The sequence below is a fragment of the Mesorhizobium sp. M0437 genome (assembly GCF_040321335.1).
In the GTDB taxonomy this organism is placed as follows: Bacteria; Pseudomonadota; Alphaproteobacteria; order Rhizobiales; family Rhizobiaceae; genus Mesorhizobium.
The window spans coordinates 24,346-51,199 of the sequence record NZ_JAMYRK010000014.1; the positions used below are offsets into that span (position 1 = coordinate 24,346).

Annotated in this window: 26 protein-coding genes, 1 pseudogene and 1 riboswitch; of the genes and pseudogenes, 14 read left to right on the plus strand and 13 right to left on the minus strand. The window is 65.3% G+C overall.

Annotated features, from left to right (window positions below; translation table 11 throughout):
* Window positions 1-52 precede the first annotated feature (52 nt).
* From nuoI to NKI72_RS11590, 12 genes are all read right to left on the minus strand, one after another.
* Window positions 53-544, minus strand: a complete 492-nt coding sequence (gene nuoI, locus NKI72_RS11535) for an NADH-quinone oxidoreductase subunit NuoI (RefSeq protein ID WP_352745068.1) — start codon at window positions 542-544, stop codon at window positions 53-55.
* On the minus strand, window positions 541-798 hold the full coding sequence (locus NKI72_RS11540; protein ID WP_352745070.1) for a hypothetical protein: 258 nt from the start codon (window positions 796-798) through the stop codon (window positions 541-543). Before NKI72_RS11540 ends, nuoI begins: the two co-directional genes overlap by 4 nt.
* Window positions 798-1,841 carry an NADH-quinone oxidoreductase subunit NuoH gene (gene nuoH / locus NKI72_RS11545; protein ID WP_352831103.1) on the minus strand — a complete coding sequence of 348 codons (1,044 nt, stop codon included), beginning with the start codon at window positions 1,839-1,841 and terminating at the stop codon, window positions 798-800. Before nuoH ends, NKI72_RS11540 begins: the two co-directional genes overlap by 1 nt.
* Window positions 1,842-1,843: 2 nt before the next feature.
* The gene (gene nuoG / locus NKI72_RS11550; protein WP_352831105.1) at window positions 1,844-3,925 is read right to left on the minus strand and encodes an NADH-quinone oxidoreductase subunit NuoG; all 2,082 of its coding nucleotides are present in this window, start codon (window positions 3,923-3,925) and stop codon (window positions 1,844-1,846) included.
* A gap of 74 nt (window positions 3,926-3,999) precedes the next feature.
* On the minus strand, window positions 4,000-4,695 hold the full coding sequence (locus NKI72_RS11555; RefSeq protein WP_352831107.1) for a helix-hairpin-helix domain-containing protein: 696 nt from the start codon (window positions 4,693-4,695) through the stop codon (window positions 4,000-4,002).
* Between the two features lie 80 nt (window positions 4,696-4,775).
* Entirely contained in the window at window positions 4,776-6,080 is a 1,305-nt protein-coding gene (gene nuoF, locus NKI72_RS11560) for an NADH-quinone oxidoreductase subunit NuoF (RefSeq protein WP_023676626.1), read from the minus strand.
* A gap of 10 nt (window positions 6,081-6,090) precedes the next feature.
* Entirely contained in the window at window positions 6,091-7,158 is a 1,068-nt protein-coding gene (gene nuoE, locus NKI72_RS11565; RefSeq protein WP_352831109.1) for an NADH-quinone oxidoreductase subunit NuoE, read from the minus strand.
* Entirely contained in the window at window positions 7,159-7,539 is a 381-nt protein-coding gene (locus NKI72_RS11570; protein ID WP_352831111.1) for a hypothetical protein, read from the minus strand.
* Window positions 7,536-8,726 (minus strand): NADH-quinone oxidoreductase subunit D, encoded by a 1,191-nt coding sequence (locus NKI72_RS11575; RefSeq protein ID WP_352850166.1) that lies wholly within the window; start codon window positions 8,724-8,726, stop codon window positions 7,536-7,538. The genes NKI72_RS11570 and NKI72_RS11575 overlap by 4 nt, the downstream gene beginning before the upstream one ends.
* Window positions 8,727-9,329 (minus strand): NADH-quinone oxidoreductase subunit C, encoded by a 603-nt coding sequence (locus NKI72_RS11580; RefSeq protein ID WP_352831114.1) that lies wholly within the window; start codon window positions 9,327-9,329, stop codon window positions 8,727-8,729.
* Window positions 9,330-9,334: 5 nt separating this feature from the next.
* Window positions 9,335-9,916: a NuoB/complex I 20 kDa subunit family protein gene (locus NKI72_RS11585; RefSeq protein ID WP_023720749.1), complete on the minus strand. Its 582-nt coding sequence runs from the start codon at window positions 9,914-9,916 to the stop codon at window positions 9,335-9,337.
* The gene (locus NKI72_RS11590) at window positions 9,907-10,272 is read right to left on the minus strand and encodes an NADH-quinone oxidoreductase subunit A (protein WP_023676631.1); all 366 of its coding nucleotides are present in this window, start codon (window positions 10,270-10,272) and stop codon (window positions 9,907-9,909) included. The genes NKI72_RS11585 and NKI72_RS11590 overlap by 10 nt, the downstream gene beginning before the upstream one ends.
* A 335-nt stretch (window positions 10,273-10,607) precedes the next feature.
* Between NKI72_RS11590 and NKI72_RS11595 the strand changes: the two are divergent.
* The 8 genes and pseudogenes from NKI72_RS11595 (at window position 10,608) to NKI72_RS11630 (ending at window position 20,837) form a co-directional block, all read left to right on the plus strand.
* Window positions 10,608-11,806, plus strand: a pseudogene (locus NKI72_RS11595) (winged helix-turn-helix domain-containing protein).
* Window positions 11,807-11,835: 29 nt separating this feature from the next.
* A riboswitch (cobalamin riboswitch) is annotated at window positions 11,836-12,039 on the plus strand.
* 38 nt (window positions 12,040-12,077) lie between these two features.
* On the plus strand, window positions 12,078-12,512 hold the full coding sequence (locus tag NKI72_RS11600) for a DUF1636 family protein (RefSeq protein WP_352458247.1): 435 nt from the start codon (window positions 12,078-12,080) through the stop codon (window positions 12,510-12,512).
* Window positions 12,509-13,549, plus strand: coding sequence for a cobalamin biosynthesis protein CobW (gene cobW, locus NKI72_RS11605; protein WP_352831116.1), 1,041 nt, complete (start codon window positions 12,509-12,511; stop codon window positions 13,547-13,549). Before NKI72_RS11600 ends, cobW begins: the two co-directional genes overlap by 4 nt.
* 17 nt (window positions 13,550-13,566) lie before the next feature.
* On the plus strand, window positions 13,567-17,211 hold the full coding sequence (locus tag NKI72_RS11610; RefSeq protein ID WP_352850167.1) for a cobaltochelatase subunit CobN: 3,645 nt from the start codon (window positions 13,567-13,569) through the stop codon (window positions 17,209-17,211).
* The gene (cobG, locus tag NKI72_RS11615) at window positions 17,208-18,677 is read left to right on the plus strand and encodes a precorrin-3B synthase (protein WP_352831120.1); all 1,470 of its coding nucleotides are present in this window, start codon (window positions 17,208-17,210) and stop codon (window positions 18,675-18,677) included. Before NKI72_RS11610 ends, cobG begins: the two co-directional genes overlap by 4 nt.
* Entirely contained in the window at window positions 18,674-19,321 is a 648-nt protein-coding gene (locus tag NKI72_RS11620; protein WP_502893717.1) for a precorrin-8X methylmutase, read from the plus strand. Before cobG ends, NKI72_RS11620 begins: the two co-directional genes overlap by 4 nt.
* Window positions 19,318-20,076 carry a precorrin-2 C(20)-methyltransferase gene (locus tag NKI72_RS11625; protein WP_352831122.1) on the plus strand — a complete coding sequence of 253 codons (759 nt, stop codon included), beginning with the start codon at window positions 19,318-19,320 and terminating at the stop codon, window positions 20,074-20,076. The genes NKI72_RS11620 and NKI72_RS11625 overlap by 4 nt, the downstream gene beginning before the upstream one ends.
* A complete protein-coding gene (locus tag NKI72_RS11630; RefSeq protein WP_352831124.1) occupies window positions 20,073-20,837 on the plus strand; it encodes a precorrin-3B C(17)-methyltransferase in 765 nt (254 codons plus the stop codon). Before NKI72_RS11625 ends, NKI72_RS11630 begins: the two co-directional genes overlap by 4 nt.
* Here the strand turns inward: NKI72_RS11630 and NKI72_RS11635 are convergent.
* Window positions 20,801-21,586, minus strand: coding sequence for a cobalt-precorrin-6A reductase (locus tag NKI72_RS11635; RefSeq protein WP_352850168.1), 786 nt, complete (start codon window positions 21,584-21,586; stop codon window positions 20,801-20,803). The two genes, NKI72_RS11630 and NKI72_RS11635, sit on opposite strands and share 37 nt — an antisense overlap.
* Between NKI72_RS11635 and cbiE the strand changes: the two genes are divergently transcribed.
* The 6 genes from cbiE to cobS are packed head-to-tail and all read left to right on the plus strand — an operon-like array spanning window position 21,585 to window position 26,835.
* Window positions 21,585-22,826 carry a precorrin-6y C5,15-methyltransferase (decarboxylating) subunit CbiE gene (gene cbiE, locus NKI72_RS11640; protein ID WP_352831128.1) on the plus strand — a complete coding sequence of 414 codons (1,242 nt, stop codon included), beginning with the start codon at window positions 21,585-21,587 and terminating at the stop codon, window positions 22,824-22,826. The genes NKI72_RS11635 and cbiE overlap by 2 nt on opposite strands.
* Entirely contained in the window at window positions 22,823-23,203 is a 381-nt protein-coding gene (locus NKI72_RS11645; RefSeq protein ID WP_352539604.1) for a cobalamin biosynthesis protein, read from the plus strand. The genes cbiE and NKI72_RS11645 overlap by 4 nt, the downstream gene beginning before the upstream one ends.
* Window positions 23,200-23,964, plus strand: coding sequence for a precorrin-4 C(11)-methyltransferase (gene cobM, locus NKI72_RS11650; RefSeq protein WP_352831130.1), 765 nt, complete (start codon window positions 23,200-23,202; stop codon window positions 23,962-23,964). Before NKI72_RS11645 ends, cobM begins: the two co-directional genes overlap by 4 nt.
* Complete coding sequence (cobA, locus tag NKI72_RS11655; protein ID WP_352850169.1) at window positions 23,961-24,767, plus strand: uroporphyrinogen-III C-methyltransferase; 807 nt, start codon at window positions 23,961-23,963, stop codon at window positions 24,765-24,767. Before cobM ends, cobA begins: the two co-directional genes overlap by 4 nt.
* Window positions 24,764-26,077 (plus strand): cobyrinic acid a,c-diamide synthase CobB, encoded by a 1,314-nt coding sequence (locus NKI72_RS11660; RefSeq protein WP_352831133.1) that lies wholly within the window; start codon window positions 24,764-24,766, stop codon window positions 26,075-26,077. Before cobA ends, NKI72_RS11660 begins: the two co-directional genes overlap by 4 nt.
* Window positions 26,074-26,835, plus strand: coding sequence for an adenosylcobinamide-GDP ribazoletransferase (cobS, locus tag NKI72_RS11665; protein ID WP_352817159.1), 762 nt, complete (start codon window positions 26,074-26,076; stop codon window positions 26,833-26,835). The genes NKI72_RS11660 and cobS overlap by 4 nt, the downstream gene beginning before the upstream one ends.
* The last annotated feature ends 19 nt before the right edge of the window (window positions 26,836-26,854 follow it).

Consider the following 26,854-nt stretch of genomic DNA (forward strand, 5'->3'; position numbering starts at 1 on the left):
CAAGTTGCGTGTTCCTTAAACGAGGGCCCTCGCCCCGTCCATGCGTCAAATATCAGCGGTAAGGCGCATCCAGCGAGATGTTGCGCGCCAGTTCACGCTCCCAGCGGTCGCCATTGGCCAGGAGCCTGTCCTTGTCGTAATAAAGCTCCTCGCGCGTCTCCGTCGCGAATTCGAAATTCGGGCCCTCGACAATGGCGTCGACCGGGCAGGCTTCCTGGCAGAAGCCGCAGTAAATGCATTTCACCATATCAATGTCGTAGCGCACGGTGCGCCGCGTGCCGTCATTGCGACGTGGGCCGGCTTCGATGGTGATGGCCTGCGCCGGGCAGATCGCCTCGCATAGTTTGCAGGCGATGCAGCGTTCCTCGCCGTTCGGGTAGCGGCGCAGCGCATGTTCGCCACGGAAGCGCGGGCTGACCGGCCCCTTTTCATGCGGATAGTTGATGGTCTCCTTCGGCGCGAAGAATTGGCGCATCGACAGGAAGAAAGCGCTGACGAAGTCCTGCAAAAGCAGTGACTTGGCGGCCTGGGATAGCGTACTCATTCAGCACCCCCAAAGATCTGTGTTGCAGCGATTGCGCCGATAAATCCGAAAAAGACAGGCATCAGGAAACGGTATGCAAGTCTCGTCATCGACGCCAATATCTGCTTGTCCCAGCCAAACACCGGCACTCGGTAGTTTGCTGCCAACCTTTGGTCCTGTTGCCGCAAAACGTAGGGCAGCACAACGACGTTGCCAAAGAGCGCAACAAGCACGCCGACAGCTGCGCCTAGAAAACCAACGATCAGACTGCCCATCACGCAAACCCCGTGATCTTGAGGAAGGCGGCGGTGGCGACCACCATGAACAGCGAGATCGGCAGGAAGACCTTCCAGCCGAGCCGCATCAGCTGGTCGTAGCGGTAGCGCGGCACGAACGCCTTCACCATGGAGAACATGAAGAACACCAGGCAGACCTTGAGCACGAACCAGATCAGCCCCGGCACCCAGGTGAACGGCGCGAAGTTGAAGGGCGGCAGCCAGCCGCCAAGGAACAGGATGGTGGCCAGCGCGCACATCAGGACGACGGCGACATATTCGCCGAGGAAGAACAACAGGAACGGCGTCGAGGAATATTCGACCATATGGCCGGCGACGAGTTCCGATTCGGCTTCCACAAGGTCGAAGGGCGGCCGGTTGGTCTCGGCCAATGCCGAGATGAAGAAGACGATGAACATCGGGAACAGCGACAGCCAATGCCAGTCGAGGAAGGTGTTGGGCAGGCCGAGCCGTGTGCCCAGCCCGTCCTGCTGCGACAAGACGATGTCGGACAGGTTGAGCGAGCCGACGCAAAGCAGCACGGTGACAATGACGAAACCGATGGAGACTTCGTAGGACACCATCTGCGCCGCCGAGCGCAGCGCGCCGAGGAAGGGGTATTTCGAATTGGACGCCCAGCCGCCCATGATGACGCCATAGACCTCGAGCGAGGAGATGGCGAAGACATAGAGGATGCCGACATTGACGTTGGCGATCGCCCAGCCTTCATTGACCGGTATGACCGCCCAGGCAGAGATCGCCAGCACCGCCGACACCAAGGGCGCCAGCAGGAAAACGCCCTTGTTGGCGCCGGACGGGATGACCGGCTCCTTGAAGACGAATTTCAGCAGATCGGCGAACGCCTGCAGCGTGCCCCACGGGCCGACGACGTTCGGTCCGCGGCGCAATTGCACCGCCGCCCAGATCTTGCGGTCGGCGTAAAGCACATAGGCGACGAAGATCAACAGAACGATGATCAGCACGACCGACTTCAAAAGGATCAGCAGCGCCGGCAGCACGTAGAAGGAGAAGAAGGTGTCCATGTCTACTCCGCCGCCTGCCTGAAGCCGTTCTTCGCCAAAGCCGAGCACTCGGCCATCACCGCGGAAGCCCGCGCGATCGGGTTGGTCAGGTAGAAATCCTTGACCGGCGAGGTGAAGGTGCCCTTGTTCAGCCGCCCGCCGAGCTTGGCAACCCTGGCGATGTCGGCCGGGTCGCCGGCCGCGACATGGTCGATGCGGGCAAGATGCGGGTATTCCGCATAGAGCTTAGCGCGCAGCTGCGGCAGCGAATCGAACGGCAGCTTCTTGCCAAGCACATCCGATAGTGCCCGAAGGATCGCCCAGTCCTCGCGTGCCTCACCGGGCGCGAAGCCGGCACGGTTGGTCTGCTGCACGCGCCCCTCGGTGTTGACGAAGGTGCCCGACTTCTCGGTATAGGCGGCACCCGGCAGGATGACGTTGGCGCGGTGTGCGCCCTTGTCGCCATGCGTGCCGATATAGACGACGAAAGCGCCGCCGGTCTTTGCCATGTCGATTTCGTCGGCGCCGAGCAGGAACAGCACATCGGTCTCGCCCAGCATGCCGGCGACGTTCCTGCCGCCCTCGCCCGGCACAAACCCGACATCGAGGCCGCCGACGCGTGCCGCGGCAGTGTGCAGCACGGCAAAGCCGTTCCAGTCGGCCCTGGCGGCGTTGACGGCGACGGCGAGCTTCGCCGCCTGGCCGAGCACGGCCGCCCCGTCCGGACGCGCCAGCGCACCCTGTCCGACGATGATCAGCGGATGCGTCGCCTTCTTCAGCAGTTGGAAGAACTTGCCATTGCCGTCGGCCAGATCCTTCAGCGATTCCGGCCCGGCGCCGAGCTGCTCGTAATCATAGCGCGTATCGCCGACATCGCCGATGACGCCGACTGGCAGATTGCCGGCCCGCCAGCGCTTGCGGATGCGGGCGTTGAGCAAGGATGCCTCGAAGCGCGGATTGGCGCCGATGATCAGCACCGCATCGGCCTGTTCGATGCCTTCGATGGTCGGGTTGAACACATAGCTCGCCCGGCCGAGCGACGGATCGAGTGCGGCGCCGTCCTGGCGGCAGTCGGTGTTCTTCGAGCCGAGCGAAGCCATCAGAAGCTTCAGCGCGTAGATCTCCTCGACGGCGGCAAGATCGCCGGCAATGGCACCGATCTTTTCGGGTGCGGCATTCGACACCGCTTCCTTGATCGCGGCAAAAGCCTCGGCCCAGCTTGCCGGGGCCAGTCTGCCCTCCTTTCGCACATAGGGCCGGTCGAGGCGCTGCGTGCGCAGACCATCCCAGATGAAGCGGGTCTTGTCGGAAATCCACTCCTCGTTCACCGCCTCGTTGGTATGCGGCAGGATGCGCATCACTTCGCGGCCTCGGCTATCGACGCGGATCGCGGAGCCGACGGCGTCCATCACGTCGATGGATTCGGTCTTGGTCAGTTCCCACGGCCGTGCCTGGAAGGCGTACGGTTTGGAGGTCAGCGCACCAACCGGGCAAAGGTCGATGACATTGCCTTGCAGTTCCGAAGTCATCGCGCTTTCGAGATAGGTGGTGATCTCGGCATCCTCGCCGCGGCCGATCAGGCCGAGCTCGGAGATGCCGGCAATCTCGGTGGTAAAGCGGACACAGCGCGTGCAATGGATGCAGCGGTTCATGATGGTCTTGACCAGCGGCCCGATATACTTGTCTTCGACCGCCCGCTTGTTCTCATGGTAGCGCGAGGAATCGACTCCGAACGCCATCGCCTGGTCCTGCAGGTCGCACTCGCCGCCCTGGTCGCAGATCGGGCAGTCCAGCGGATGGTTGATCAGCAGGAATTCCATCACGCCTTCGCGCGCCTTCTTGACCATCGGCGTGTTGGTGAAGATTTCCGGCGGCTCGCCGTTCGGGCCGGGGCGCAGGTCGCGCACGCCCATGGCGCAGGACGCCTGCGGCTTGGGCGGACCGCCTTTCACCTCAATCAGGCACATGCGGCAATTGCCGGCGATCGACAGCCGCTCGTGGAAGCAGAAGCGCGGCACTTCCGCGCCGGCGTCCTCGGCCGCCTGCAGCAGCGTGTAGTGGTCGGGTACAGTGATCTCTTTCCCGTCGACCTTGAGCTTTGCCATTTCGCCTCAAACCCCTGCGGACGTTCCGCAATCTTTCCTTCCGGGCGCAGCCGAGACCGCGCACGATATTGAATTCACTTTTTGGCCCCGGCCAACGCGGCCGCCTGACCGATCCAGCTGTCGCGGCCGATGCGGCCCTTCAACGACAGGTAATCTTCGACCCAGGCGATCTCTTGCGGCGTCCACGCGGCGATCTGGGCGTATGTCCAGATGCCAAGGCCGTTCAGCACCTTTTCCAGTTTCGGCCCGATGCCCGATATCGCCTTGAGGTCGGCCGGCTCGGCTGGCCGATCCATCGGCTTGGGCTGCTTGAAATCTTCCGGCATCAGCCCAGCCGACGCATCCGCTGCAACGGTGCTGGCATTCGCCAAGCTCCGTGCAGCGGTGCTCGTCGCAATGTCAGTCACATCGTTGGCGAAGGACTGCGCCTCGGCAATCAGGGTTTTGGTCGCCGCGCGCGCCTTGGTCGAGGAGCTTTTGCCGGTCGCGGAAAAGCGTTCCGTTCGCGCCTCGAAATCCTCGGCGACCGGTTGCCAAAGCCGCTGCGAGGTCTCGGCGGCGCCTGAAAGCACGCCCATCCAGATACCAAAGGCGTGGTTGGCAAGGCCGATGCCGAGTGCCGTCATCGCCGCCGCGCCCGCGACAGGATGCGCCAGGAGATTGACGGCATTGGCCATCTCCTTCGGCATCATCCTGGTCAGATCCTGGTTCATCTTCAACAACGGGTCCATATCGGGCGTAAAATCGTCGGGTGTCGAAAACAGCGACATAGGTGGTCTCCTGGTCGTTTCCGTCTGCCCCGCGCTCGTTTCCTCGTTTCGGGCATTCGCCCGCAATTTTTTGAATTCTTCTATTCCGCCGCCGCCAGCACCGGTTCGGCGCGGTGTGCGTTGCGCGAAAACTCGTCGATGCGCCGCTCCACCTCGCCGCGGAAATGCCGCATCAGGCCCTGGATCGGCCACGCCGCCGCATCGCCCAGCGCACAGATCGTGTGGCCCTCGACCTGCTTCGTCACGTCGAGCAGCATGTCGATCTCGCGCTTCTGCGCCTCGCCGCGCACCAGCCGTTCCATCACCCGCCACATCCAGCCGGTGCCCTCACGGCAAGGCGTGCACTGGCCGCAGCTCTCGTGCTTGTAGAAATAGGACAGCCGCGCGATCGCCTTCACGATATCGGTCGATTTGTCCATGACGATGACAGCCGCCGTGCCGAGGCCCGATTTCAGGTCGCGCAACGCATCGAAATCCATCGGCGCGTCGATGATCTGCTCGGCCGGCACCAGCGGCACCGAGGCGCCGCCCGGAATGACCGCCAGCAGGTTGTCCCAGCCGCCGCGGATGCCGCCGCAATGCGTCTCGATCAGTTCGCGGAACGGGATCGACATCGCCTCTTCGACGGTGCACGGATTGTTGACGTGGCCGGAGATGCAGAACAGCTTGGTGCCGACATTGTTGGGCCGGCCGAAGGACGAGAACCAGGCGGCACCGCGGCGCAGGATGGTCGGCGCGACAGCGATGGACTCGACATTGTTGACCGTCGTCGGGCAGCCATAGAGGCCGACATTGGCCGGAAATGGCGGCTTCAGCCGCGGCTGGCCCTTCTTGCCCTCGAGGCTTTCGAGCAGCGCCGTTTCCTCGCCGCAGATATAGGCGCCGGCGCCATGGTGCATGTAAATGTCGAAATCGTAGCCGGAGGTGTTGTTCTTGCCGATCAGCTTGGCCGCATAGGCCTCGTCTATGGCGCGTTGCAGCGCCTCGCGCTCGCGGATGAACTCGCCGCGCACATAGATGTAGGCGGCGACCGCGCCCATGGCGAAGCCGGCAAGCAGGCAGCCTTCGACCAGCGTGTGCGGGTCATGGCGCAGTATGTCGCGGTCCTTGCAGGTGCCGGGCTCGGACTCGTCGGCATTGACGACGAGATAGCTCGGCCGGCCGTCGCTTTGCTTGGGCATGAACGACCATTTGAGCCCGGTCGGGAAACCGGCGCCGCCGCGGCCGCGCAGGCCCGATGCCTTCATCTCGTTGACGATCCACTCGCGCCCCTTGGCAACGATGCCGGGCGTGTTGTCCCAGGCGCCGCGCGCCATGGCGCCGGCCAGCGACTTGTCGAAGCGGCCGTAGATGTTGTTGAAGATGCGGTCTCTGTCCTGAAGCATTGCTCGTTCCTCAGACCGGCTTCTTGCCGGTCGGCCGGCTCTTGTTTCCGGGCGACGCCTTGGCCGCCTTGGCGGCAGCCTTCGCCGGTTTGACCTTGGCCTCCGGCGCCTTGAAGGCAGACGCCGGCTCGGCCTTGTTCTTGGGGCCCTTGCGCTGTTTCGAGACGTCCTCGACCTGCGGCTCGGCCTTGTTGGCATTGGCGGCCGAATGCAGAGGCGCTGCGACGCTCGCCGCCTTCTCCACCGCGGGCGCGACTTTCGTGGCCGACGGCGATTTCAGCGCCGGGTTGGTCTCGACCGCGTCGGTTTTCGGCTTGCTGGCATTCGAGGGCGCAACCGGCGCCGGTGCAGGCGCGGCCGAAGCCGCTGGCGGAACTGGTGCTGCGGCGGCAGCCGCCGGCTCTGCATCCTTGGCGGCCTTGGTCGCCGCCCTGGTTTCCCGGTCGCGGGTCGCCTTGAGGATCGCCTTTTCGCTCTTGAGGGTCGTCAGGCCACTGGCCGGCTCAGAGGTGATGCGGCCGTTTTGCGGTCCTGGCGTCACCGAAGCACCTTTGCCGGCGTCATAGAGGTCGATGATCTCGGCAAGCCGCTCCGGCGTCAAATCCTCATAGGTGTCCTTGAATATCATCACCATCGGTGCGTTGACGCAGGCGCCGAGGCACTCGACCTCCTCCCACGACAGCGTGCCCTTGTCGTTGGTGTGGAATTGGTCGTGATGGATTTTCGAGCGGCACACATCCATCAGCGCTTCCGAGCCGCGCAGCATGCAGGGCGTGGTGCCGCAGACCTGGATATGAGCGCGGGTGCCGACCGGATTGAGCTGGTATTGCGTATAGAAGGTGGCGACTTCCAGCCCACGGATATAGGGCATGTCGAGCATGTCGGAGATCGTCTCGATCGCCGCCTTGGTCACCCAGCCTTCCTGCTCCTGCGCCAGCATGAGCAAGGGGATAATCGCGGATTGCTCGCGCCCCTTCGGATATTTCTTGATCCACTGCTTCGCCGCCGCCGCATTCGCCCGGTTGAAGGCGAAGGAGGCTGGCTGGAGGCTGGCTTCTGCGAGACGGCGGACTGACATTTAGCTTTTAACTCTGTTGTAGCAGTCGAAATAAAAACGAGGGTCGGACCTGGCCAAGACCGCGGTACTCTCATCGTTTCCGATCTTTCCCCGGGTAGTGTCGACATAGTCGCGATATTCGCGATACCGATCCGAGCAATCCGCGCCAAGGGCCACATTCCAATCCGGATATGCCGTATCGGCATAAAGATACCAACCGGAATCCAGATCCCAAAGTCGGCCCGTCGTGGTTACCCTGCACATGACATCTGTCTTCACGCCCTCAAGGCGGCAGGACACCCAATAGGCTTCCGCCGAGCGGCCCCAGGCGGCAACGGCACCCATGCCTGCCACTCCGGCAGCAAAACCGGCAGCAACATGCAGGGCGCTCCGCATCTTCACCGATCCACCTCCCCGAAGACGATATCGAGGGAGCCAAGCACAGCGGTGACGTCTGCCAACATGTGGCCGCGGCACAAAAAGTCCATGGCTTGCAGATGCGCAAAGCCCGGCGCGCGCAGCTTGCAGCGATAGGGCTTGTTGGTGCCGTCGGAGACGAGATAGACGCCGAACTCGCCCTTTGGCGCCTCGACTGCGGCATAGACCTCGCCGGCCGGCACGCGGTAGCCTTCGGTGTAGAGCTTGAAGTGATGGATCAGCGCTTCCATCGAGCGCTTCATCGCCGCGCGCTTCGGCGGCACCACCTTGCCGTCAAGGTTGGACACCGGGCCGGCGCCCTCCTTGCCGAGCAACAGGTCGACGCACTGGCGCATGATTTTCGCCGACTGCCGCATCTCTTCCATGCGCACCAGATAGCGGTCGAAACAGTCACCGTTCTTGCCGATCGGAATGTCGAAATCCAGCTCGGCATAGCATTCGTAGGGCTGCGATTTGCGCAGGTCCCACGGCGCGCCCGAGCCGCGCACCATGACGCCTGAAAAACCCCAGGCCCAGGCGTCCGCCAGGGAGACGGTGGCAATGTCTACATTGCGCTGCTTGAAGATACGGTTGCCGGTCAAGAGCGAGTCGAGGTCGTCGACCGATTTCAGGAACGGGTCGATCCAGCTGCCGATGTCCTCGATCAGCTTCTGCGGCAGGTCCTGGTGGACGCCGCCGGGGCGGAAATAGGCCGCGTGCATGCGCGAACCCGAGGCGCGCTCATAGAACACCATCAGCTTTTCGCGCTCGACGAAGCCCCACAGCGGCGGCGTCAGCGCGCCGACATCCATCGCCTGCGTCGTCACGTTGAGGATATGCGACATGATGCGGCCGATCTCGGAGTAGAGAACTCGGATCAACTGCCCGCGCTTCGGCACCTCGATGCCGAGCAGCCGCTCCGCGGCAAGCGCGAAGGCATGCTCCTGGTTCATCGGCGCGCAATAGTCGAGCCGGTCGAGATAGGGCACGGCCTGCAGGTAAGTCTTGGCCTCGATCAGCTTTTCCGTGCCGCGGTGCAACAGCCCGATATGCGGGTCAACGCGATCGACGACTTCGCCGTCAAGCTCCAGCACCAGGCGCAAAACGCCGTGCGCCGCTGGATGTTGCGGGCCAAAATTGATGTTGAAGTTGCGAACGGAGGTTTCAGCCATTTACTGCTTTGCCTTTTCATCCCCCGGAAGCACGTAATCCGTACCTTCCCACGGAGACAGAAAATCGAAATTGCGGAATTCCTGCTTGAGCTCCACCGGCTCGTAGATGACGCGCTTGGCTTCGTCGTCGTAACGCACCTCGACGAAGCCGGTCAGCGGAAAGTCCTTGCGCAGCGGATGGCCTTCAAAGCCGTAGTCGGTCAGGATCCGCCGCAGATCGGGATGGCCCGAAAACAGCACGCCGTAGAGATCGTAGGTCTCGCGCTCGAACCAGTCGGCGCCGGGATATATCCCGGTGATCGACGGCACGAGCGTCTCTTCGTCGGCCTGGACCTTGAGCCGGATGCGGATATTCTGCCTCGGCGACAGCAGGTGATAGACGACGTCGAAGCGCTTTGCCCGTGACGGATAATCGGCGCCGCAGACGTCGATGATCGAAATGAACTGGCATTTCGGGTCGTCGCGCAGGAAGGTCACCACCTCGATCAGGTCGCGCGGCTCGACCGAGATGGTGAGTTCGCCATAGGCGAACACCGCCTCGCCGATCCGGCCGATCAGCTTCTCGCCTAGATAGGTCGAGAGGTCATTCAACGCCTGGGTCATGCCGCTCACCGCTCGATCGTGCCGGTGCGGCGGATCTTCTTCTGCAGCAGAAGGATGCCGTAAAGCAGCGCTTCAGCGCTCGGCGGGCAGCCGGGCACGTAGATGTCGACCGGCACGATGCGGTCGCAGCCGCGCACCACCGAATAGGAATAATGATAATAGCCGCCGCCATTGGCGCATGAGCCCATCGAGATGACGTAGCGCGGCTCCGGCATCTGATCGTAGACCTTGCGCAGCGCCGGCGCCATCTTGTTGGTCAGCGTGCCGGCGACGATCATGATGTCGGACTGGCGCGGAGACGCGCGCGGCGCCACCCCGAAGCGCTCGCTGTCATAGCGCGGCATCGACGTGTGGATCATCTCGACGGCGCAGCAGGCGAGGCCAAACGTCATGAACATCAGCGAGCCGCTGCGCGCCCAGGTGATCAGCGCCTCGGTCGAGGTGACGAGAAAGCCCTTGTCGGCGAGCTCGTTGTTGATCTCCAGGAAGAATGGATCATCCTCCCCCACCGGCCTGCCGGTGTTGGGGTCGATGAGACCCTTGGGCTTCGGCGCGACGAGCGTGCCGGAACTGTCGTTCAATCCCATTCCAGCGCTCCTTTTTTCCATTCATAGGCAAAGCCGATGGTCAGCACCGCCAAAAACACCATCATCGACCAGAAACCGAGCATGCCGATCTGGCTGAACGACACCGCCCACGGAAACAGGAAGGCCACCTCCAGATCGAAGATGATGAACAGGATCGACACCAGGTAGAAGCGGATATCGAACTTCATGCGGGCGTCGTCGAACGAGTTGAAGCCGCACTCGTAGGCGGAAAGCTTTTCCGGATCGGGGTTGCGGTAGGCCACCAGGAACGGTGCGGCGAGCAGCGCCAGCCCGACGATCAGCGCCACGCCGATGAACAGGACGATGGGCAGGTACGAACCTAAAAGTGCGTTCATGCTGCAGTTTCCGTTGGCGGCCAATCCACTCTGATTACAGCACCGGACCCACTTGCGGAAGCGTGACAGTTTAACCACTGAACCGTTTTAAGGGGGCTCTATGCTGCAACGCGGCGAGGGTTAGCGCAGCGCTTTCGGCGAAGCAAGTCAAACCTTGTTCAAATCGCGGTGCTGGACGGCATATCCGGGAAAACTGGTCCGATCCGCTCCTGTTTGATTTCCTTCACTTTTTACTCCACTTTTCTCTCCTGACATGGATGCCGCCAAAACCCTGTTAGCATGGCACGGAATCGCAGGTCATTTTCTCTGTCTAAAATCGTCCGGATGCCGCCTTCATGAAGGAAAAAATCTCGCTCGCCATGGCCCGCCGCATGCGCTCGCGGCACAGGGATTCAATGACCCGCGCCCCACCGGCACGCCTGACCGCCGGCATCTGGCCCGCGTGCTTGCCCGTACCGGCCTGCTGCAGATCGATTCCGTCAGCGCCGTGGTGCGCGCCCACTATATGCCGCTCTATTCGCGGCTTGGCCCCTACAAGCTGGCGCTGCTCGACGACGCCGCCGTAACGCGCAAGCGCATGGTCTTCGAATATTGGGCGCACGAAGCCTCCTTCTTGCCGGTCGAGACCTATCCGCTGATGCGCTGGCGCATGCAGCGGGCCGAGTGCGGCGACGAAATGTACAGCGGACTGGCCAAATGGGGCCGCGAGCACGCCGCCTATATCGAAGACATCTATCGCGAGGTCGCCGAACGAGGCCCGATCGCGGCGTCGGCTTTCGAAGGGCAGAAGGGTTCGGGTGGCTGGTGGGGCTGGAGCCATGCCAAGCACGCCTTCGAATGGCTGTTCTGGGCCGGCCGCATCACCACGGCGCATCGCCGCGGCTTCGAACGGTTCTACGATCTGCCGGAGCGCGTGCTGCCGCCAACAATACTGAGTCTGCCAACGCCCTCCCCCGAAGACGCTCACCGCGAATTGCTGCGCATCTCGGCCCGTGCCCACGGCATCGCCACGGCAGGCGACCTGCGCGACTATTTCCGCCTCTCGCCCGCCGACATCAAGGGTCGCATCGAGGAGCTGGTCGAGGCCGGCGAGCTGTTGCCGGTGAGCGTCGACGGCTGGAACAAAACAGCCTATCTCCACAAGGACGCCCGTTTGCCGCGCAGGATCGAGGCGCGCGCCTTGCTCGCGCCGTTCGATCCTGTCGTCTTCGAACGATCGCGCACCGAGCGGTTGTTCGACTTCCACTACCGCATCGAGATCTACACGCCGGCCGAAAAGCGGCGGTATGGCTATTATGTGCTGCCATTCCTGCTCGGCGACAGCATCGTCGGGCGCGTTGACCTCAGGGCCGACCGTCCGGCCGGCGTATTGCGCGTCCATGCCGCCTATGCGGAGCCCGGCGCCCCGCCACAAACCGCTGCCGAACTCTTCAAGGAATTGAAGCAGATGCAGGGCTGGCTCGGCCTGGAACGCATCGAGGTGACCGCTGCCGGCGATTTGGGCCGGCCGCTCGCGGATATCGCCGCGCCATAGACGTGCGTTGACACAACTGCCTCCACAAGCCTAAATCCGTTCCAGACGGTCCCCTGCCCGCAACGGCAGGGGCCAAGAGGGAATGCGGTGCGAAATCTCGATTTCAAATCCGCGGCTGTCCCCGCAACTGTAAGCGACGAGCCAAGGCCGAAAACCACTGGGATATTCCCGGGAAGGCGGCACCCAGGCGATGACCCGCGAGCCAGGAGACCTGCCGTCTAGGACCTAAGAATCCGATCGCCTGGCGGGTTTTCCGGGCAAGGAGCCTGATTTGGAACGCGACAGCAGTTTTCCGGCTGAGACAGCGGATTTATTGTCCGGCCATGGTGATTCCCCGGCCGGCGTTACCGTCATCGTCTGCTCGTCCTGCCGTGACGAGACCGGTTCGGACGCTCATCCGCGCGCTGGCGAACTGCTCGCAGAGGACACGCGCCGCGCTGCTTCCAGCGAAAACATCAAAATCCGCACCGTCGAATGCCTCGGCAATTGCAAGCGCCGGCTCAGCGCGGCCATGCTGCGCGACGGCTGCTGGAGCTACGTCTTCGGTGATCTGACCACGACCAGCGGCGCCGATCTCGTCACCGGGGCAAAGCTGTTCGCCACCTCGACGGATGGGCTCATTCCATGGCGCGGCCGTCCCGATTGCCTGAAGCGCGGCCTGGTTGCCCGCATCCCTCCCCTTGACCTTTTGAAGGACCTGACATGACCGCTGCCTCCCTTTCGCGCGTTCCCTGCACCGTGGTCACCGGCTTTCTCGGCGCCGGCAAGACGACGTTGATCCGCCATTTGCTCGAAAACGCCAAAGGCAAGCGCCTGGCCATCATCGTCAACGAGTTCGGCGACATCGGCATCGACGGCGAGATCCTGAAGGGCTGCGGCATCGACACCTGCCCCGAGGAAAACATCGTCGAGCTGGCCAACGGTTGCATCTGCTGCACCGTCGCCGATGATTTCGTCCCGGCGCTGGACCAGATCCTGTCGCTGACGCCGAGGGTCGACCACATCCTGATCGAGACATCCGGCCTCGCTTTGCCCAAGCCGCTGGTCCAGGCCTTCCAGTGGCCGTCGGTGAAAAGCCGCGTGACGGTGGACGGCGTCATTGCCGTGGTCGACGGACCGGCGCTGGCTGATGGCCGCGTAGCCAACGACATGGACGCCCTGCAGGCCCAGCGCGCGCAGGACCAGACGCTCGACCATGACGATCCGGTCGAGGAAGTGTTCGAAGACCAGCTCGCCTGCGCCGACCTGATCATCCTGTCGAAGAGCGACCTGATGGACGCAGCCGGCTCGGCCCGTGCCAATGCCGTCATCGGCAAGCACGTTGCGCGGGCGGTGAAGATCGTACCGACTTCGCAAGGCAAGGTCGACCCGTCGGTGCTGCTCGGCCTCGGCCTCGCCGTCGAGGACGACATCGAGAACCGCAAGACCCACCACGACGACGAGCTCGACCACGAACATGACGATTTTGACTCGTTCGTCATCGACATCACGTCTGTGTCCAACCCGGACGAGCTCGCACAACGGGTCGCCACGGCGGCGGAGGAAGAAAACGTGTTGCGCGTCAAGGGTTTCGTCGAAGTCGGCGGCAAGCCGATGCGGCTCCTGCTGCAGGCCGTCGGTCCGCGCGTCAACCACTATTACGACCGCGCCTGGACCGCCGAAGACGACCGCCGCTCGCGCCTGGTCGTCATCGGCCTGAAAGGGCTGAACCGCCCGGCCATCGAGCGTATCCTCGCCGGCTGACCCAGGTACGAGCCGCGATGCACATCCTCACCACCACATCCGCCTCGCTCGACGATCTCGCCGAGCCTGTCGATCTCAGGCAAACGCCTGCGGATGTCGTGGCGCTGTCCTTCACCGACAGCGACCTGGCCGGGCTGGCGGCGGCGTGGAAGGCAGATGCGCACCGCCTGCCGTCGATGCGGCTCGCCGCCTTGCGCGACCTGCGCCATCCGATGTCCGTCGACCTGTGGATCGACAGCGTCGCCCGCCACGCCAAGGTCATTCTGGTCCGCATCCTCGGCGGCTATGACTGGTGGCGCTATGGCTGCGACCAGCTCGCCGCTATCGCGCGAAATCGCGGTATCAAGCTGGCGCTGCTGCCGGGCGAGAGCCACGACGAGGATTTGCGGCTGATCGAAGGCTCGACGCTGCCGCGCGAGGAGTTGGACGGCCTGCTTGGCTATTTCCGCGAGGGCGGACCGGCAAATATGACGGCGCTGGTGCAGAGGCTGGCAAGTCTCGCTGGATCGGGTGCGGCTGTAGCCGAACCTGTCAGCGTGCCAAAGGCGGGATTTTACGAGCCGGGACTGGGGGTCGCAGAACGCGGCGTCCCCCTCCTCCTCGAGAGGAGGGTCCGGCCGCAGGCCGGGGGCGGGATCCTCTCCGAAGCGCGCCTACACAAAACGTCGACCACTGCCGTGACGACCCCACCCGGCCGTGCGGGCCACCCTCCCCTCGAGAGGGAGGGGGACGTCGTGCCAATTCTCTTCTACCGTTCGATGCTGCTCGCGGCCGATGTCGCGCCCATCGACGCGCTTTTCGAAGCCCTGCGCCACCGCGGCATGGTTCCCGTGCCTATGTTCGTCTCCAGCCTCAAGGACCCGGCGTCGCTCGCCTTTGTCGAAACCGCGCTCGCAACCCTGAACCCTGCCGCCATCATCACCGCCACAGCTTTCGCCTCGGGTGCCGAGCCCGGCGTTGAAACCCTGTTCGACCGCGCCGGCGTGCCCGTGTTCCAGGTCATCGTCGCAACCACCCGCCGCGACATCTGGCAAACCAATCAGCGCGGCCTGGCGCCCGCCGACCTTGCCATGCATGTCGTCCTGCCCGAGCTCGACGGCCGCATCCTGGCCGGCGCCATTTCATTCAAGGGCGAAAGCGAAACCGACCCGGCGCTGGCCTTCCGCGCCTTCGCCAACCGGCCTGAGCCCGACCGCGTGGCGCAAGTGGCGAACCGTGTCGAGGCCTTCGTGCGCCTGCAGCGGACGCCGCGTGCGGAGCGCAAGCTCGCCATCCTGATCCCCGACTATCCGAGCGCCCCCGGTCGCACCGGCTACGCGGTTGGTCTCGACGTGCCGTCCAGCGTGCTGGCAATGCTGCGCGACCTCAGCGAACAGGGCTACGCCGTTGAAAGCATTCCACAAACGCCGCGCGAGTTGCTGGATGCGTTGGAAAAGGACAGCCAAGGGCTGGCATTGAAGGAGTATTTGACCTTCTCGACGGAATTGCCGCCGTCGGCCATCGCTGCGGTGGAAGCCGCATGGGGAAATCCAGAAGATGAGACAGGTTTGTGCGAGGCACCCCCCTCTGTCCTGCCGGACATCTCCCCCTCAAGGGGGGAGATTGGCAGTTTCGCCGACGGCTCTCTCTCAACATCCTTGGTGATTGGCGAAAGCCGAGACAACAGCGCAATCTCCCCCCTTGAGGGGGAGATGTCCGGCAGGACAGAGGGGGGTGTTCGAGCGCCTACGGCAAAATTCCCCTTCCGCGCAGCCACCTTCGGCAACATCACCGTAGCCCTCGCCCCCGATCGCGGGCGCTCCATGAACCGCCGCGCCGACTATCACGACCCGACGCTGCCGCCGCGCCATGCGCTGGTCGCCTTTGGGCTCTGGCTGCGCAAGTCGCTCGGCATCCATGCAATTGTCCATGTCGGCGCCCATGGCACGCTGGAGTGGCTGCCCGGCAAGACCGTGGCGCTCAGCGAAAACTGCTTTCCCGAGATAGTCACCGGTCCCCTGCCCGTCATCTATCCCTTCATCGTCTCCAACCCGGGAGAGGCAGCGCAGGCCAAGCGGCGCATTGCCGCCGTCACGCTCGGCCATCTGCCGCCGCCGCTGACCGGCGCCGGGCTGGACGAAAACCAGCACAGGCTTGAACGACTGGTTGACGAATATGCCCAGGCCGACGGGCTCGACCGCCGCCGCCGCGACCGCCTGGCGAAGCTGATCGTCGAGACGGCGGAAAAGACCGGCCTCGCCTCAGAGGCAGGCGTCGCCAGGACCGATGCGGCCGACGAGGCTTTGCGCCGCATCGACGCCTGGCTCTGCGATCTCAAGGATTTCGCCATCAAGGACGGCCTGCACATTTACGGCCGCTCGCCGGAAGGCGAGGCTGATCCGTTGTGGCGGCAAAGCGCGGCAGCTGAAAAAACCGCGCTGCTTGCCGCCCTCGACGGCCGCCACGTCGCTGCCGGTCCGGCCGGTGCGCCGGCGCGTGGCCGGAGCGATGTGCTGCCGACCGGCCGTAATTTGTTTACCGCCGACCCGCGTACCATGCCGACGCCGACCGCCTATGATCTGGGCAAGATGGCAGCGGAAGAAGTGGTCCGCAGCTACATGCAATCGCATGGCGACTGGCCGCGCTCGCTGGTCATCGACCTGTGGGGCTCGGCCTCGCTGCGCACCGGCGGTGAGGAGATCGCGCAAGGACTGGCGCTGATGGGCTGCCGGCCGCAATGGGATTCCGCCACCGGCCGCATTACCGGCATAGACGTGCTGCCGCCGGCAACACTCGGCCGTCCGCGCATCGATGTCACCTGGCGCATATCGGGCCTGTTCCGCGACATGTTCCCGACCCAGATCGCGCTGATCGACGCCGCGGCCAACGCGGTGGCGACCCGCGACGAGGACGATTCGGAAAACCCGCTCGCCGCTAGGACCCGCATCGACGGCAAGATCAGCCCGCGCATTTTCGGCACCTCGCCGGGCACTTACGGCGCGGGCATCGAGGACTTGTTGTCGAGCGGCGACTGGGCCGCGCGCGAAGAGATCGGCCGCACGTATCTCGCCGCCACCTCGCACGCCTATGGCGGCTCCGAGGGCGAAGGCATTTCGGCGCCCGGCGCGTTCGAGGATCGCCTCGCCGAGGCCGACCTTCTGGTTCATACCGGCGACGACCCCGGCCGCGACATCCTCGAAGGCTCGGCCGACGTCGCCTTCATCGGCGGCTTTTCGGCAGCGCTTGCCGCGCTCGGCAAGAACGCCGACGTGATCGTGCTCGACACCACGGACCCGCAAAAGCCCAAGCCGCGCTCGATCAGTGAGGCCGTATCCCGGGTAGTTCGCGCCCGCGCGGTCAACCCGCGCTTCATCGCCGGCCAGCTGCGGCACGGGCCGCGCGGCGCCTCGGAATTCGCCGAGACGGTCGACCGGCTGGTCGGCTTTGCCGAGACTACCCATGCCATATCGGGCACGCTGATCGAGGCAGTGCACGACGCCTATCTTGGCGACCCCGTGGTGCGCGCCTTCATCCTGCGCGAGAACCCGGCGGCGGCGAAGGTGATCGCCGAGCGTTTGCTGTCGGCACGGCGGCGCGGGCTCTGGCATCCGCTGCGCAATTCGATCGATGACGATCTCGCCGCACTGATTGCCGAAGCGCAAGCGCTGGGAGTGGCGGCATGAACGCTTTCTCGCGCCGTGGCGCCTGCCCCGCTTTGTCGGCGCCGATGCAAACCGGCGACGGGCTGCTGGTGCGGCTCAATCCGGTCGCTGGAGGACTGTTGCCGAAGTCGTTGATCGGACTCTGCGAATCCGCCTTGCGCCATGGCAACGGCATCATGGAAGTGACCGCCCGCGGCAGCCTGCAGATCCGCGGCCTGACGCCGGCAAGCGCGCGGCTGCTGGCGATGGAGGTCGATGCGCTCGGCATCGCTGTGCGCACCGGCGTGCCGGTCGAGACCGGCCCGCTGGCCGGGCTCGACCAGGAGGAGATAGCCGACCCGCGCCCGATGGCGGAGCGGATTCGGGCGGCAATTGAGGACGCCGGTGTTACGCAACGTCTTGGCCCGAAGGTGTCGGTGATTGTTGACGGCGGCGGGCAGCTGACAATGGATGCGGTTACGGCCGATGTCTGGCTGGTCGCGGTGCGGGCCGCCGACGGAATTAAGTGGCGGGTATCGCTCGCCGGAGATGCGCAGGGTGCCACGCCGCTGGCGATGTCCGAGGAAGATGCGGCTTGTGACATTGCCGTCGCCATTCTCAGGATGGTTGCCGAAAAAGGCCGCGATGCCCATGCGCGGGATTTGACGGCGAGGCAGCTGAGATCTCTCGCAAGTTGGCGATCCGTCGCGCCCCCCTCTGTCCTGCCGGACATCTCCCCCTCCAGGGGGGAGATCTGCAGCTTCGCCGGCGGCTTCCCCCCAGCACCTTCGGCGATTGGCGAAAGCGGAGACGAAGGCGCAATCTCCCCCCTGGAGGGGGAGATGTCCGGCAGGACAGAGGGGGGCGCGACGGATCGCCGGCCCATCGGAATTTTCGATCTGGCAGCCGGCAGTACCTCCCTCGGCATCGGCCTGCCGTTCGGCAGCATACCAGCGCCAAAACTTATCGATCTCACCCAATACGCCCTCACCCTCGGCACCACCGAAATCCGTCTGGCGCCGGGTCGCGCGCTGCTTTTGCTTGGCCTCTCCCCAGCCGCATGTCTTTCCCTCCAGAAAACCGCCGCAGCCCTCGGCTTTGTCACCGACGCAGCCGATCCGCGCACCAGGATCGCCGCCTGCCCCGGCGCACCCGCCTGCGCCTCCGGCCGGATCGCCACCCGCGACATCGCCGAGATCATCGCTACAGAAAACCGCGACATCCTTGATTCCTCGCTGACGCTGCACATCTCCGGCTGCGCCAAGGGCTGTGCCCATCCCGGTCCGGCGGCGCTGACCCTGGTCGGTGGCGAAAACGGAGCCGGACTTGTCGTGGACGGGACGGCAAAGGCATTGCCCGCCGGATACAGGCCGGGCTACGACGCCGCGCACGGCATCGGCCGCGTTGCAGCGGCGATCCGCAGCGCACGACATTCCGGCGAGACTGCTGCCGCCTGCCTGGCAAGGCTCGGCGCGGCCGGCATCACCGAAATCTACCGACAGGAATGAGCATGCCCGCCCAGAACGCCTACGACTACATCCATGATGGCACGGCGATCTACGAGCGCTCCTTCGCCATTATCCGCGCCGAGGCCGACCTTTCGCGCTTTTCCGAAGCCGAGGCCGAAATCGCTATCCGCATGATCCACGCCTGCGGCCAGGTCGATGCTTGCAGGCACTTCGTTTTCTCGAGCGATTTCGTCGCCGCCGCGCGCACGGCGCTGGCGGCCGGCGCGCCGATCTTCTGCGATGCGCAGATGGTCTCGCATGGCGTCACGCGCGCCCGGCTGCCGGCCGGCAATGAGGTGATCTGCACGCTGCGCGATCCGCGGACCGCCGACATCGCGAAAAAGATCGGCAACACCCGCTCGGCCGCCGCGATCGACCTGTGGGGCGAGCGCATGGCCGGTTCGGTCGTCGCCATCGGCAATGCGCCGACAGCCCTTTTCTATCTGCTGGAAAAGCTGCGCGACGGCGCGCCGAAGCCGGCGGCGATCATCGGCATGCCGGTCGGGTTTGTCGGTGCCGCCGAATCGAAGGATGCGCTGGCCGAAAATTCCTATGGCGTGCCTTACGCCATCGTGCGCGGCCGGCTGGGCGGCAGCGCCATGACCGCCGCCGCACTCAATGCATTGGCGAGGCCGGGCCTATGAATACGATTGCAAAAGGCAGGCTTGTCGGCGTCGGCACCGGACCCGGCGACCCGGAACTCTTGACGCTGAAGGCAGCGCGCGCGCTCGCCGAGGCCGATGTCGTCGCGCATTTCGCCAAGCGCGGCAACAACAGCAATGCGCGCGCCATTGTCGGCGCGCATTTTCGCCCTGATCTGATCGAACTGCCGCTGCTCTACCCGGTGACGACCGAGATCGACAAGGACCACAGCGATTACCGCTCGCAGATAACCGATTTCTACGAGCAATCGGCCGAAAAGGTCGCCGCGCACCTCAGCGCCGGCAGGATGGTCGCTGTGCTTTCGGAAGGCGACCCGCTTTTCTACGGGTCCTACATGCATCTTCATGTCCGGCTGGCGCACCGCTTTCCGAGCGAAGTCATTCCCGGCGTCACCGCCATGTCCGGCTGCTGGTCGGCGACCGGCCTGCCTATCGTCCAGGGTGACGACGTGCTGACGGTGCTGCCGGGCACCATGAGCGAATTCGAGCTGACGCGTCGCCTCGCCGATACCGACGCTGCGGTGATCATGAAGGTCGGCCGCAACCTGCCCAAGATCAGGCGCGCGCTGGAGGCAACCGACAAGCTGGCGCGGGCCATCTATGTCGAGCGCGGCACCATGCCGGGCGGCGTCTCGATGCGGCTGGTCGATAAAAAGGACGACCAGGCGCCTTATTTCGCCATCGTGCTGGTGGCCGGCTGGTCGGGCCGGCCAAGCGCATTGAAAGCCGAAGCATGAGCGGCCGCCTCACTGTCATCGGCCTCGGGCCCGGCAACGCCGACCAGGTGACGCCGGAGGCAAGCCGTGCCGTTGCCGAGGCAAAATTCTTCTATGGCTATAAACCCTATCTCGACCGGCTCGATCTGCGTCCCGACCAGATTCGCGTCGCTTCCGACAATCGCGAGGAACTCGCGCGCTCCAGGGACGCGCTGCTGAAGGCTGTGGAAGGCCACGATGTCGCCGTCGTGTCGGGCGGCGATCCCGGCGTCTTCGCCATGGCCGCGGCCGTCTGCGAGGCGATGGAGGCGGGCCCACCCGAATGGCGCGCGGTCGACATCGCCATCGTGCCCGGCATCACCGCCATGCTCGCCGTCGCCGCCCGCATCGGCGCGCCGCTCGGCCATGATTTCTGCGCCATCTCCCTGTCCGACAATCTGAAGCCGTGGGATCTGATCGAGCTACGCCTGCTGGCGGCAGCCGGCGCTGGCTTCGTAATCGCGCTCTACAACCCGATCAGCAAGGCGCGCCCATGGCAGCTAGGCCGCGCCTTCGAATGCCTTGCTGCGATCCTGCCCGGCACCACGCCGGTGATCTTCGGCCGTGCCGCCGGCCGTCCCGACGAGCGCATCGAGGTTTTTCTGCTGGCCGACGCCGATGCCGCGAAGGCCGACATGTCGACCTGCATCATCATCGGCTCGCCGGAAACCAGGATCATCAAGCGGGGTGACAAGGCCGTGCTGGTCTACACGCCGCGTTCGGCAACGGGCCCAAGAACATGACCGACCAGAACATGATCGACCATCTCGCCAAGAGATTCGACGGTCTCAGCCGACGTGACGTCCGGCAGCGCCGGCCTGCGGATCATCACCACCTCGATTCCCCGCGCTCGCGCCGCCGCGATCTTGCCGTAGGTCGCCTCGCCGCCGCTGTTTTTGGAAACAACGACTTCGATGTGGTGTTGCAGAAGCAGTGCATGTTCGTCGACTTCCCGAAACGGCCCGCGCGCCAAGAGATAGGTCGCGCGGGGCACAGCGAGCCTGGGCTCGACCGGGTCGACACTGCGGATGAGATAATGATGCTGGGGAGCGGCCTTGAAGGCAGCGACCTCCTGTCGCCCGAGCGCCAGGAACACGCGGCGCGGCACCGATCCCAGAGCCGTCACTGCGCTGGCAACGGTGTCGACCAACATCCAGCGATCACCTTCGACCGCCTCCCATCCGGGACGCCTGAGCGCAACGATAGGCACGCCGGTCATGCGCGCTGCTTCCGCCGCATTGGCAGAGATTCGCGCCGCATAGGGATGCGTGGCGTCGATCAGCAGGTCGATCTTGTTCTGGCGGAGATACGCCGCCAGCCCGCCGGCACCGCCGAAGCCGCCGACCCGCACCGGCACCCCCTGCGCGGCCGGCTTTTCGGTGCGGCCGGCCAGCGACAGCATGACCGAAATATCCGCGCGCGCGGCCAGCTTTCCGGCCATTTGCCGGGCTTCCGTGGTTCCGCCGAGGATCAGAATGCGGTGGGTCGTCATGCCTGCTGAAGCTCCGCGCGGCGCCAAGCTCACCTCAAAGTGGCTCACGATCATCGGCATCGGCGAGGACGGTGTAGCGGGTCTCGGCGACGAGGCCAAGCGGTTGATCGCGGAGGCCGAATTCGTCTTCGGCGGCAAGCGCCACCTTGCCCTCGTCGCGTCGCTCGCCAAAGGTGAAGCGCGCGCCTGGCCGACACCTTTCGATGCCGAGATGCGCGACGTGCTGGCGCTCTCCGGCAGACGCGTCTGCGTGCTGGCCTCCGGCGATCCCCTCTACCACGGTGTCGGCGTCACCCTCGCCCGCAAGGTCGCGGCAGAGGGTATGCGGGTGATCCCCGCGCCCTCGGCCTTTTCGCTGGCCGCCTCACGCCTGGGCTGGGCGCTGCAGGACGTCGAGACCATTTCGCTGCATGGCCGCTCGCTCGACCTGATCCGGCCGTTGCTGCATTCTTGCACCCGCATTCTCGCGCTGACCTCGGACAGCGATGCACCGGGAGCGATTGCCCGTCTCATGACCGAACTTGGCTTCGGCGCTTCGCGGTTGATGGTGCTGGAGGCGCTGGGTGGGCCGAACGAAAGCCTGCGCTCGGCGAGCGCCGGCACTTTCGACCTCGAAAAGATCAACCCGCTCAACGTGCTCGCGATCGAAGTTGAATCGACTTCGCAAGCACGCATCCTGCCGCTGACACCGGGACTTGCCGATCATTTGTTCGAGCATAACGGCCAGATCACCAAACGCGAAGTGCGCGCCGTCACCCTGTCCGCTCTCGCGCCAAGACGCGGCGAACTGCTGTGGGACATCGGCGCCGGATCGGGCTCCATTGGCATCGAATGGATGCTGGCGCATCCCTCCATGCGCGCCATTGCCGTTGAGGCCGATCCGACCCGCGCCGCGCGCATCCGACGCAACGCCGCGGCTTGCGGCGTTCCCAGTCTCACCGTCGTCGAAGGTTCGGCACCGCAAGCTCTTGCCGGGCTGGAGACGCCCGCGGCGATCTTTATCGGCGGCGGCGGCAGCGATGCCGGCGTGCTGGAAGGAGCCACCGATGCCTTGCCTGCCGGCGGCCGCCTCGTCGCCAATGCGGTGACCCTGGAGATGGAGGCGCTGCTGCTTTCCCGTCACGCCGCGCACGGCGGCCAGCTCGCCCGCATCGCTGTATCCCGTGCTTCGCCGGTTGGTTCGATGCAGGCCTGGCGGCCGGCTATGCCGGTCACTCAATGGAGTTGGGTCAAGCCATGATGGTCGCGGGCATCGGCAGCCGCAAAGGCGTCAGCGCAACGGACGTGCTTGCCGCGGTAGAAACCGCGCTGGAGGCGCACGGGCTTGCCCTGCCCGCGCTTTCGGCCCTCGCGACCGCGTCTCTCAAGCAGGATGAGGCGGCAATCTTCGACGCCGGACGCGAACTCCGCCTTCCGGTAATCGTTGTCGGGCAGGACGAACTCAAAGCCGCATCTACGACCAGCCGTTCCGACCTATCGCAGGAGCATGCCGGCACGCCGTCAGTTTCCGAAGCCTCGGCGCTTGCCGCCGCCGGCAAAGGCGCAAAACTGCTCGGGCCGCGCACCGTGCTCGGTGCTGTCACTTGCGCCATCGCCATCAGCGGAGAGGCGGCATGACCGTTCACTTCATCGGTGCCGGCCCGGGTGCTGCCGACCTCATCACCTTGCGCGGCAGCCGCCTGCTCGGCAGTTGTCCCGTCTGCCTCTATGCCGGATCGATCGTCGCGCCCGAGCTGTTGCAGCACTGCGCGCCCGGAACGAGGTTGATCGACACCGCGCCGATGTCGCTCGACGAGATCGAGGCCGAATATCTGGCCGCCCACGCGGCCGGCAATGATGTCGCCCGCCTGCATTCCGGCGATCTTTCGGTGTGGAGCGCCGTTGCCGAGCAGATCCGCCGGTTGGAAAAGCACGGCATTCCCTACACGCTGACGCCGGGCGTGCCGTCCTTCGCCGCTGCGGCGGCAGCGCTGCGCCGCGAGCTGACCATTCCAGAAGTCGCGCAAAGCCTAGTGTTGACCCGAATCTCCGGCCGCGCCTCGAAAATGCCGCCCGGCGAAACGCTGGCCGGCTTCGGCCGCACCGGCGCCACGCTGGCCATCCACCTTGCCATCCACGCCATCGACCGGATCGTCGCCGAACTGACGCCGTTCTATGGCGCCGATTGCCCGGTGGCGGTCGTCTTCCGTGCTTCCTGGCCGGACGAGCGCGTGCTGACCGGCACGCTGGCCACCATCGAGGCGCAACTGGCCGCCGATCCGATGGAACGCACGGCAATGATCTTCGTCGGCCGCTCGCTGGCGGCGGAGGGCTTTGGCGAAAGTTCACTGTATGACGCGCACTACCAGCGACGCTTTCGCGGACGGGACGGATTGTGAGCGGCAGCAACAGAAACACTACGGTCGAGCAGGCGCTCACCCGGCTAAACTTCAAGCCGCGCCAGCTTGAGCCCGGGCATGTCTGGCTGGCCGGCGCCGGCGCTGGCGATCCCGGCTGCCTGACGCTGGAAGTGCTAGCCGCCCTCGGACAGTGCGACGCGCTGGTTTATGACGCGCTGGTCTCGCCAGAAGTCGTCGCTGTCGCCAGGGGCGCGGAACTGTTCTATGCCGGCAAACGCGGCGGCAAGCCGTCGATGAAGCAGGACGACATCACCGCTCTGCTGGTCCGGCTGGCGCGCGAGGGCCGGCGCGTCGTCAGGCTGAAGGGCGGCGACCCCTATATTTTCGGGCGTGGCGGCGAAGAGGCGCTGGCGCTGGCCGGGGAAACTATCCCGTTCCGCATCCTGCCTGGCCTGACGTCCGGCCTCAGCGCGCTGGCCGCGACCGGCATTCCCGGCACCATGCGCGGCATCAACAAGGCGCTGATCCTGGCGACCGGCCATGCCGCCGGCACCGATGATGATCTCGACTGGGCGGCAATCGCCCGCACCGGCCAGCCGGTGGTCATCTATATGGGCATGGCCAACCTGCCGCTGATCGCCGCTTCGCTGCTCGAGGGCGGCCTGCCACCTTCGACGCCCGCCGCGGTCATCGTTGCCGCGACGACGCCGCAGGAGCGTATCGTCGTCGCCACGCTCGCCACGATTGCGGAAGAGGCAGCGGCCGCCGGTCTGACCTCGCCGGCGCTGATCGTCGTCGGCGGTATTGTCGCGATGCGCGCGGCACTGGCGGGTGAGCCATGACCCGCGCCATCATCATCGGCGCGCCGCGCTCGGGCTCGGGCAAGACCAGCGTCACCATCGGCATTTTGCGCGCACTTGCCCGGCGCGGCCTGAAAGTGCGCGGCGCCAAATCCGGCCCGGACTATATCGATCCTGGCTTCCACACCGCCGCCACCGGCTTGTCCGGCATCAATCTCGACAGCTGGGCAATGCCGCCCGCCCTGCTCAACGCGCTGGCCGGCGAAGCGACCGAAGATGCCGACTTCATCTTCCTCGAAAGCGCCATGGGCCTGTTCGACGGGATTCCGGCTGCTCCAGGCCGTTCCGGCTCGGCCGCCGACCTTGCCCGACTCTACGGCCTGCCGGTGCTGCTGGTGCTCGACGTTTCCGGCCAGTCGACCACGGCGGCGGCCGTCGCCAAGGGCTTTGCTATTTATGACCCCGATGTGCGCATGGCCGGGGTCGTGCTCAACCGGCTGGGCAGCGAGCGCCACCGCCGGCTATGCGGCGATGCCATCGAGGCACTTGGCCTGCCTGTCGTCGGCGCCATCCTGCGCGATCCCTCGCTCAACCTGCCCGAGCGCCATCTCGGCCTCGTCCAGGCCGGCGAATATGAGAATCTGGTGGCGCATCTCGACCGGCTGGCCGACATGGTCGAGCGCTCGCTCGACCTCGAGGCCATCATGGCGCTGGCGGCGCCATTCACGCCCGCGCCGGGCAATTTCGGCGATGCGCTGCCTCCCCCCGGCCAGCGCATTGCACTCGCCGAGGACGCCGCCTTCACCTTCCTCTATCCGCATGTCGCCATGCATTGGCGCAAGGCCGGCGCCGAAATCGTGCCGTTCTCGCCGCTCACCGATGAGGCGCCAGGCGACGATTGCGATGTCTGCTGGCTGCCCGGCGGCTATCCCGAGCTTCATGCCGGCCGCCTCGCGGCCGCGGCGAATTTCAGGGCCGGCATGGCGCGGTTCGCCGCCACGCGGCCGGTGCATGGCGAGTGCGGCGGCTTCATGGTGTTGGGCGAAGCGCTCGAGGACGCGTCGGGCGAGACGCATCGGATGCTTGGCCTCCTCGGCCATTCGACCAGCTTCGCCAAGCGCAAGATGAATCTCGGCTACCGCGAGGCGCGGCTGCGGTCCGGCTGTCCGCTCGGCAGCCAAGGCACGCTGATCCGCGGCCATGAATTCCACTACGCGCAGATGATTGCGACCGGCAATGACGAGCCGCTGGCCGACCTCGCCGACGGTCAAGGAAATCCGCTCGGCGCCTCCGGCTACCGGCGCGGCAATGTCAGCGGCACGTTCTTCCATGCCATTGCGAGGGGCGGATGAAGGCCTCGCAACAGCAAATTCTCGATGATATCGCGCTTTGCCTCGTCTTCTTTACCCGGCTGCCGCTGCCGAGAGCCGACTTCCGTGGCCGCAGCCTTGCCGCTGCGATCTGGGCTGCACCCGTTGCCGGTCTCGCCGTCGCTCTGGTCGGTGCGCTGGTCTACGCCGGCGGCACGAGGCTCGGCCTCGCCGCTGGCCCTGCTGCAGCGTTGGCCCTTGCCGCGATCTTGCTCGCTACCGGCTGCCTGCATGAGGACGGGCTTTCGGATGTCGCCGACGGATTTGGCGGCGGCAAGACACGCGACAAAAAGCTGGAGATCATGCGCGACAGCCGCATCGGTGCCTACGGCGCTTGTGCACTTGCTGTCTCGCTGCTGATCCGCTGGAGCGTGCTCTCTGGATTCGCCGGCCCGGCTCATGTCTTCTGGGCCCTCATTGCCGCGCATGCCGCGTCGCGCGGCCTGCCCCCCGCCTTCATGCACCTGCTGCCACCGGCCCGCAGCGACGGCCTCTCGATTGATGCAGGCGCAGTCACGGCCGAAACCGCCGGTATCGGTACCGTACTCGGTGCGATCGCGCTGCTGGCGCTTGGGTTCGGCGCTGCCGTTTTCGCGATCATCCTGCTCGGTCTGTTATTCGCCGCCTTCCGCGCGCTTTGCCTGAACCAGGTCGGCGGCCAGACCGGCGACACCGTCGGCGCCCTTCAGCAGCTGGGCGAGATCGCAATCCTGCTCGTCGCTTCCGTTTCCCTTTCCTGACTCTGTTTCGGAGATTTTG

Bases quoted from the DNA above. Each gene is read 5' to 3' on its own strand.
- nuoI (WP_352745068.1), bottom strand. From the start codon at position 544: ATGAGTACGCTATCCCAGGCCGCCAAGTCACTGCTTTTGCAGGACTTC.
- NKI72_RS11540 (WP_352745070.1), bottom strand. From the start codon at position 798: ATGGGCAGTCTGATCGTTGGTTTTCTAGGCGCAGCTGTCGGCGTGCTT.
- nuoH (WP_352831103.1), bottom strand. From the start codon at position 1,841: ATGGACACCTTCTTCTCCTTCTACGTGCTGCCGGCGCTGCTGATCCTT.
- nuoG (WP_352831105.1), bottom strand. From the start codon at position 3,925: ATGGCAAAGCTCAAGGTCGACGGGAAAGAGATCACTGTACCCGACCAC.
- NKI72_RS11555 (WP_352831107.1), bottom strand. From the start codon at position 4,695: ATGTCGCTGTTTTCGACACCCGACGATTTTACGCCCGATATGGACCCG.
- nuoF (WP_023676626.1), bottom strand. From the start codon at position 6,080: ATGCTTCAGGACAGAGACCGCATCTTCAACAACATCTACGGCCGCTTC.
- nuoE (WP_352831109.1), bottom strand. From the start codon at position 7,158: ATGTCAGTCCGCCGTCTCGCAGAAGCCAGCCTCCAGCCAGCCTCCTTC.
- NKI72_RS11575 (WP_352850166.1), bottom strand. From the start codon at position 8,726: ATGGCTGAAACCTCCGTTCGCAACTTCAACATCAATTTTGGCCCGCAA.
- NKI72_RS11580 (WP_352831114.1), bottom strand. From the start codon at position 9,329: ATGACCCAGGCGTTGAATGACCTCTCGACCTATCTAGGCGAGAAGCTG.
- NKI72_RS11585 (WP_023720749.1), bottom strand. From the start codon at position 9,916: ATGGGATTGAACGACAGTTCCGGCACGCTCGTCGCGCCGAAGCCCAAG.
- NKI72_RS11590 (WP_023676631.1), bottom strand. From the start codon at position 10,272: ATGAACGCACTTTTAGGTTCGTACCTGCCCATCGTCCTGTTCATCGGC.
- cobW (WP_352831116.1), top strand. From the start codon at position 12,509: ATGACCGCTGCCTCCCTTTCGCGCGTTCCCTGCACCGTGGTCACCGGC.
- NKI72_RS11610 (WP_352850167.1), top strand. From the start codon at position 13,567: ATGCACATCCTCACCACCACATCCGCCTCGCTCGACGATCTCGCCGAG.
- cobG (WP_352831120.1), top strand. From the start codon at position 17,208: ATGAACGCTTTCTCGCGCCGTGGCGCCTGCCCCGCTTTGTCGGCGCCG.
- NKI72_RS11620 (WP_502893717.1), top strand. From the start codon at position 18,674: ATGAGCATGCCCGCCCAGAACGCCTACGACTACATCCATGATGGCACG.
- NKI72_RS11625 (WP_352831122.1), top strand. From the start codon at position 19,318: ATGAATACGATTGCAAAAGGCAGGCTTGTCGGCGTCGGCACCGGACCC.
- NKI72_RS11630 (WP_352831124.1), top strand. From the start codon at position 20,073: ATGAGCGGCCGCCTCACTGTCATCGGCCTCGGGCCCGGCAACGCCGAC.
- cbiE (WP_352831128.1), top strand. From the start codon at position 21,585: ATGCCTGCTGAAGCTCCGCGCGGCGCCAAGCTCACCTCAAAGTGGCTC.
- NKI72_RS11635 (WP_352850168.1), bottom strand. From the start codon at position 21,586: ATGACGACCCACCGCATTCTGATCCTCGGCGGAACCACGGAAGCCCGG.
- NKI72_RS11645 (WP_352539604.1), top strand. From the start codon at position 22,823: ATGATGGTCGCGGGCATCGGCAGCCGCAAAGGCGTCAGCGCAACGGAC.
- cobM (WP_352831130.1), top strand. From the start codon at position 23,200: ATGACCGTTCACTTCATCGGTGCCGGCCCGGGTGCTGCCGACCTCATC.
- NKI72_RS11660 (WP_352831133.1), top strand. From the start codon at position 24,764: ATGACCCGCGCCATCATCATCGGCGCGCCGCGCTCGGGCTCGGGCAAG.
- cobS (WP_352817159.1), top strand. From the start codon at position 26,074: ATGAAGGCCTCGCAACAGCAAATTCTCGATGATATCGCGCTTTGCCTC.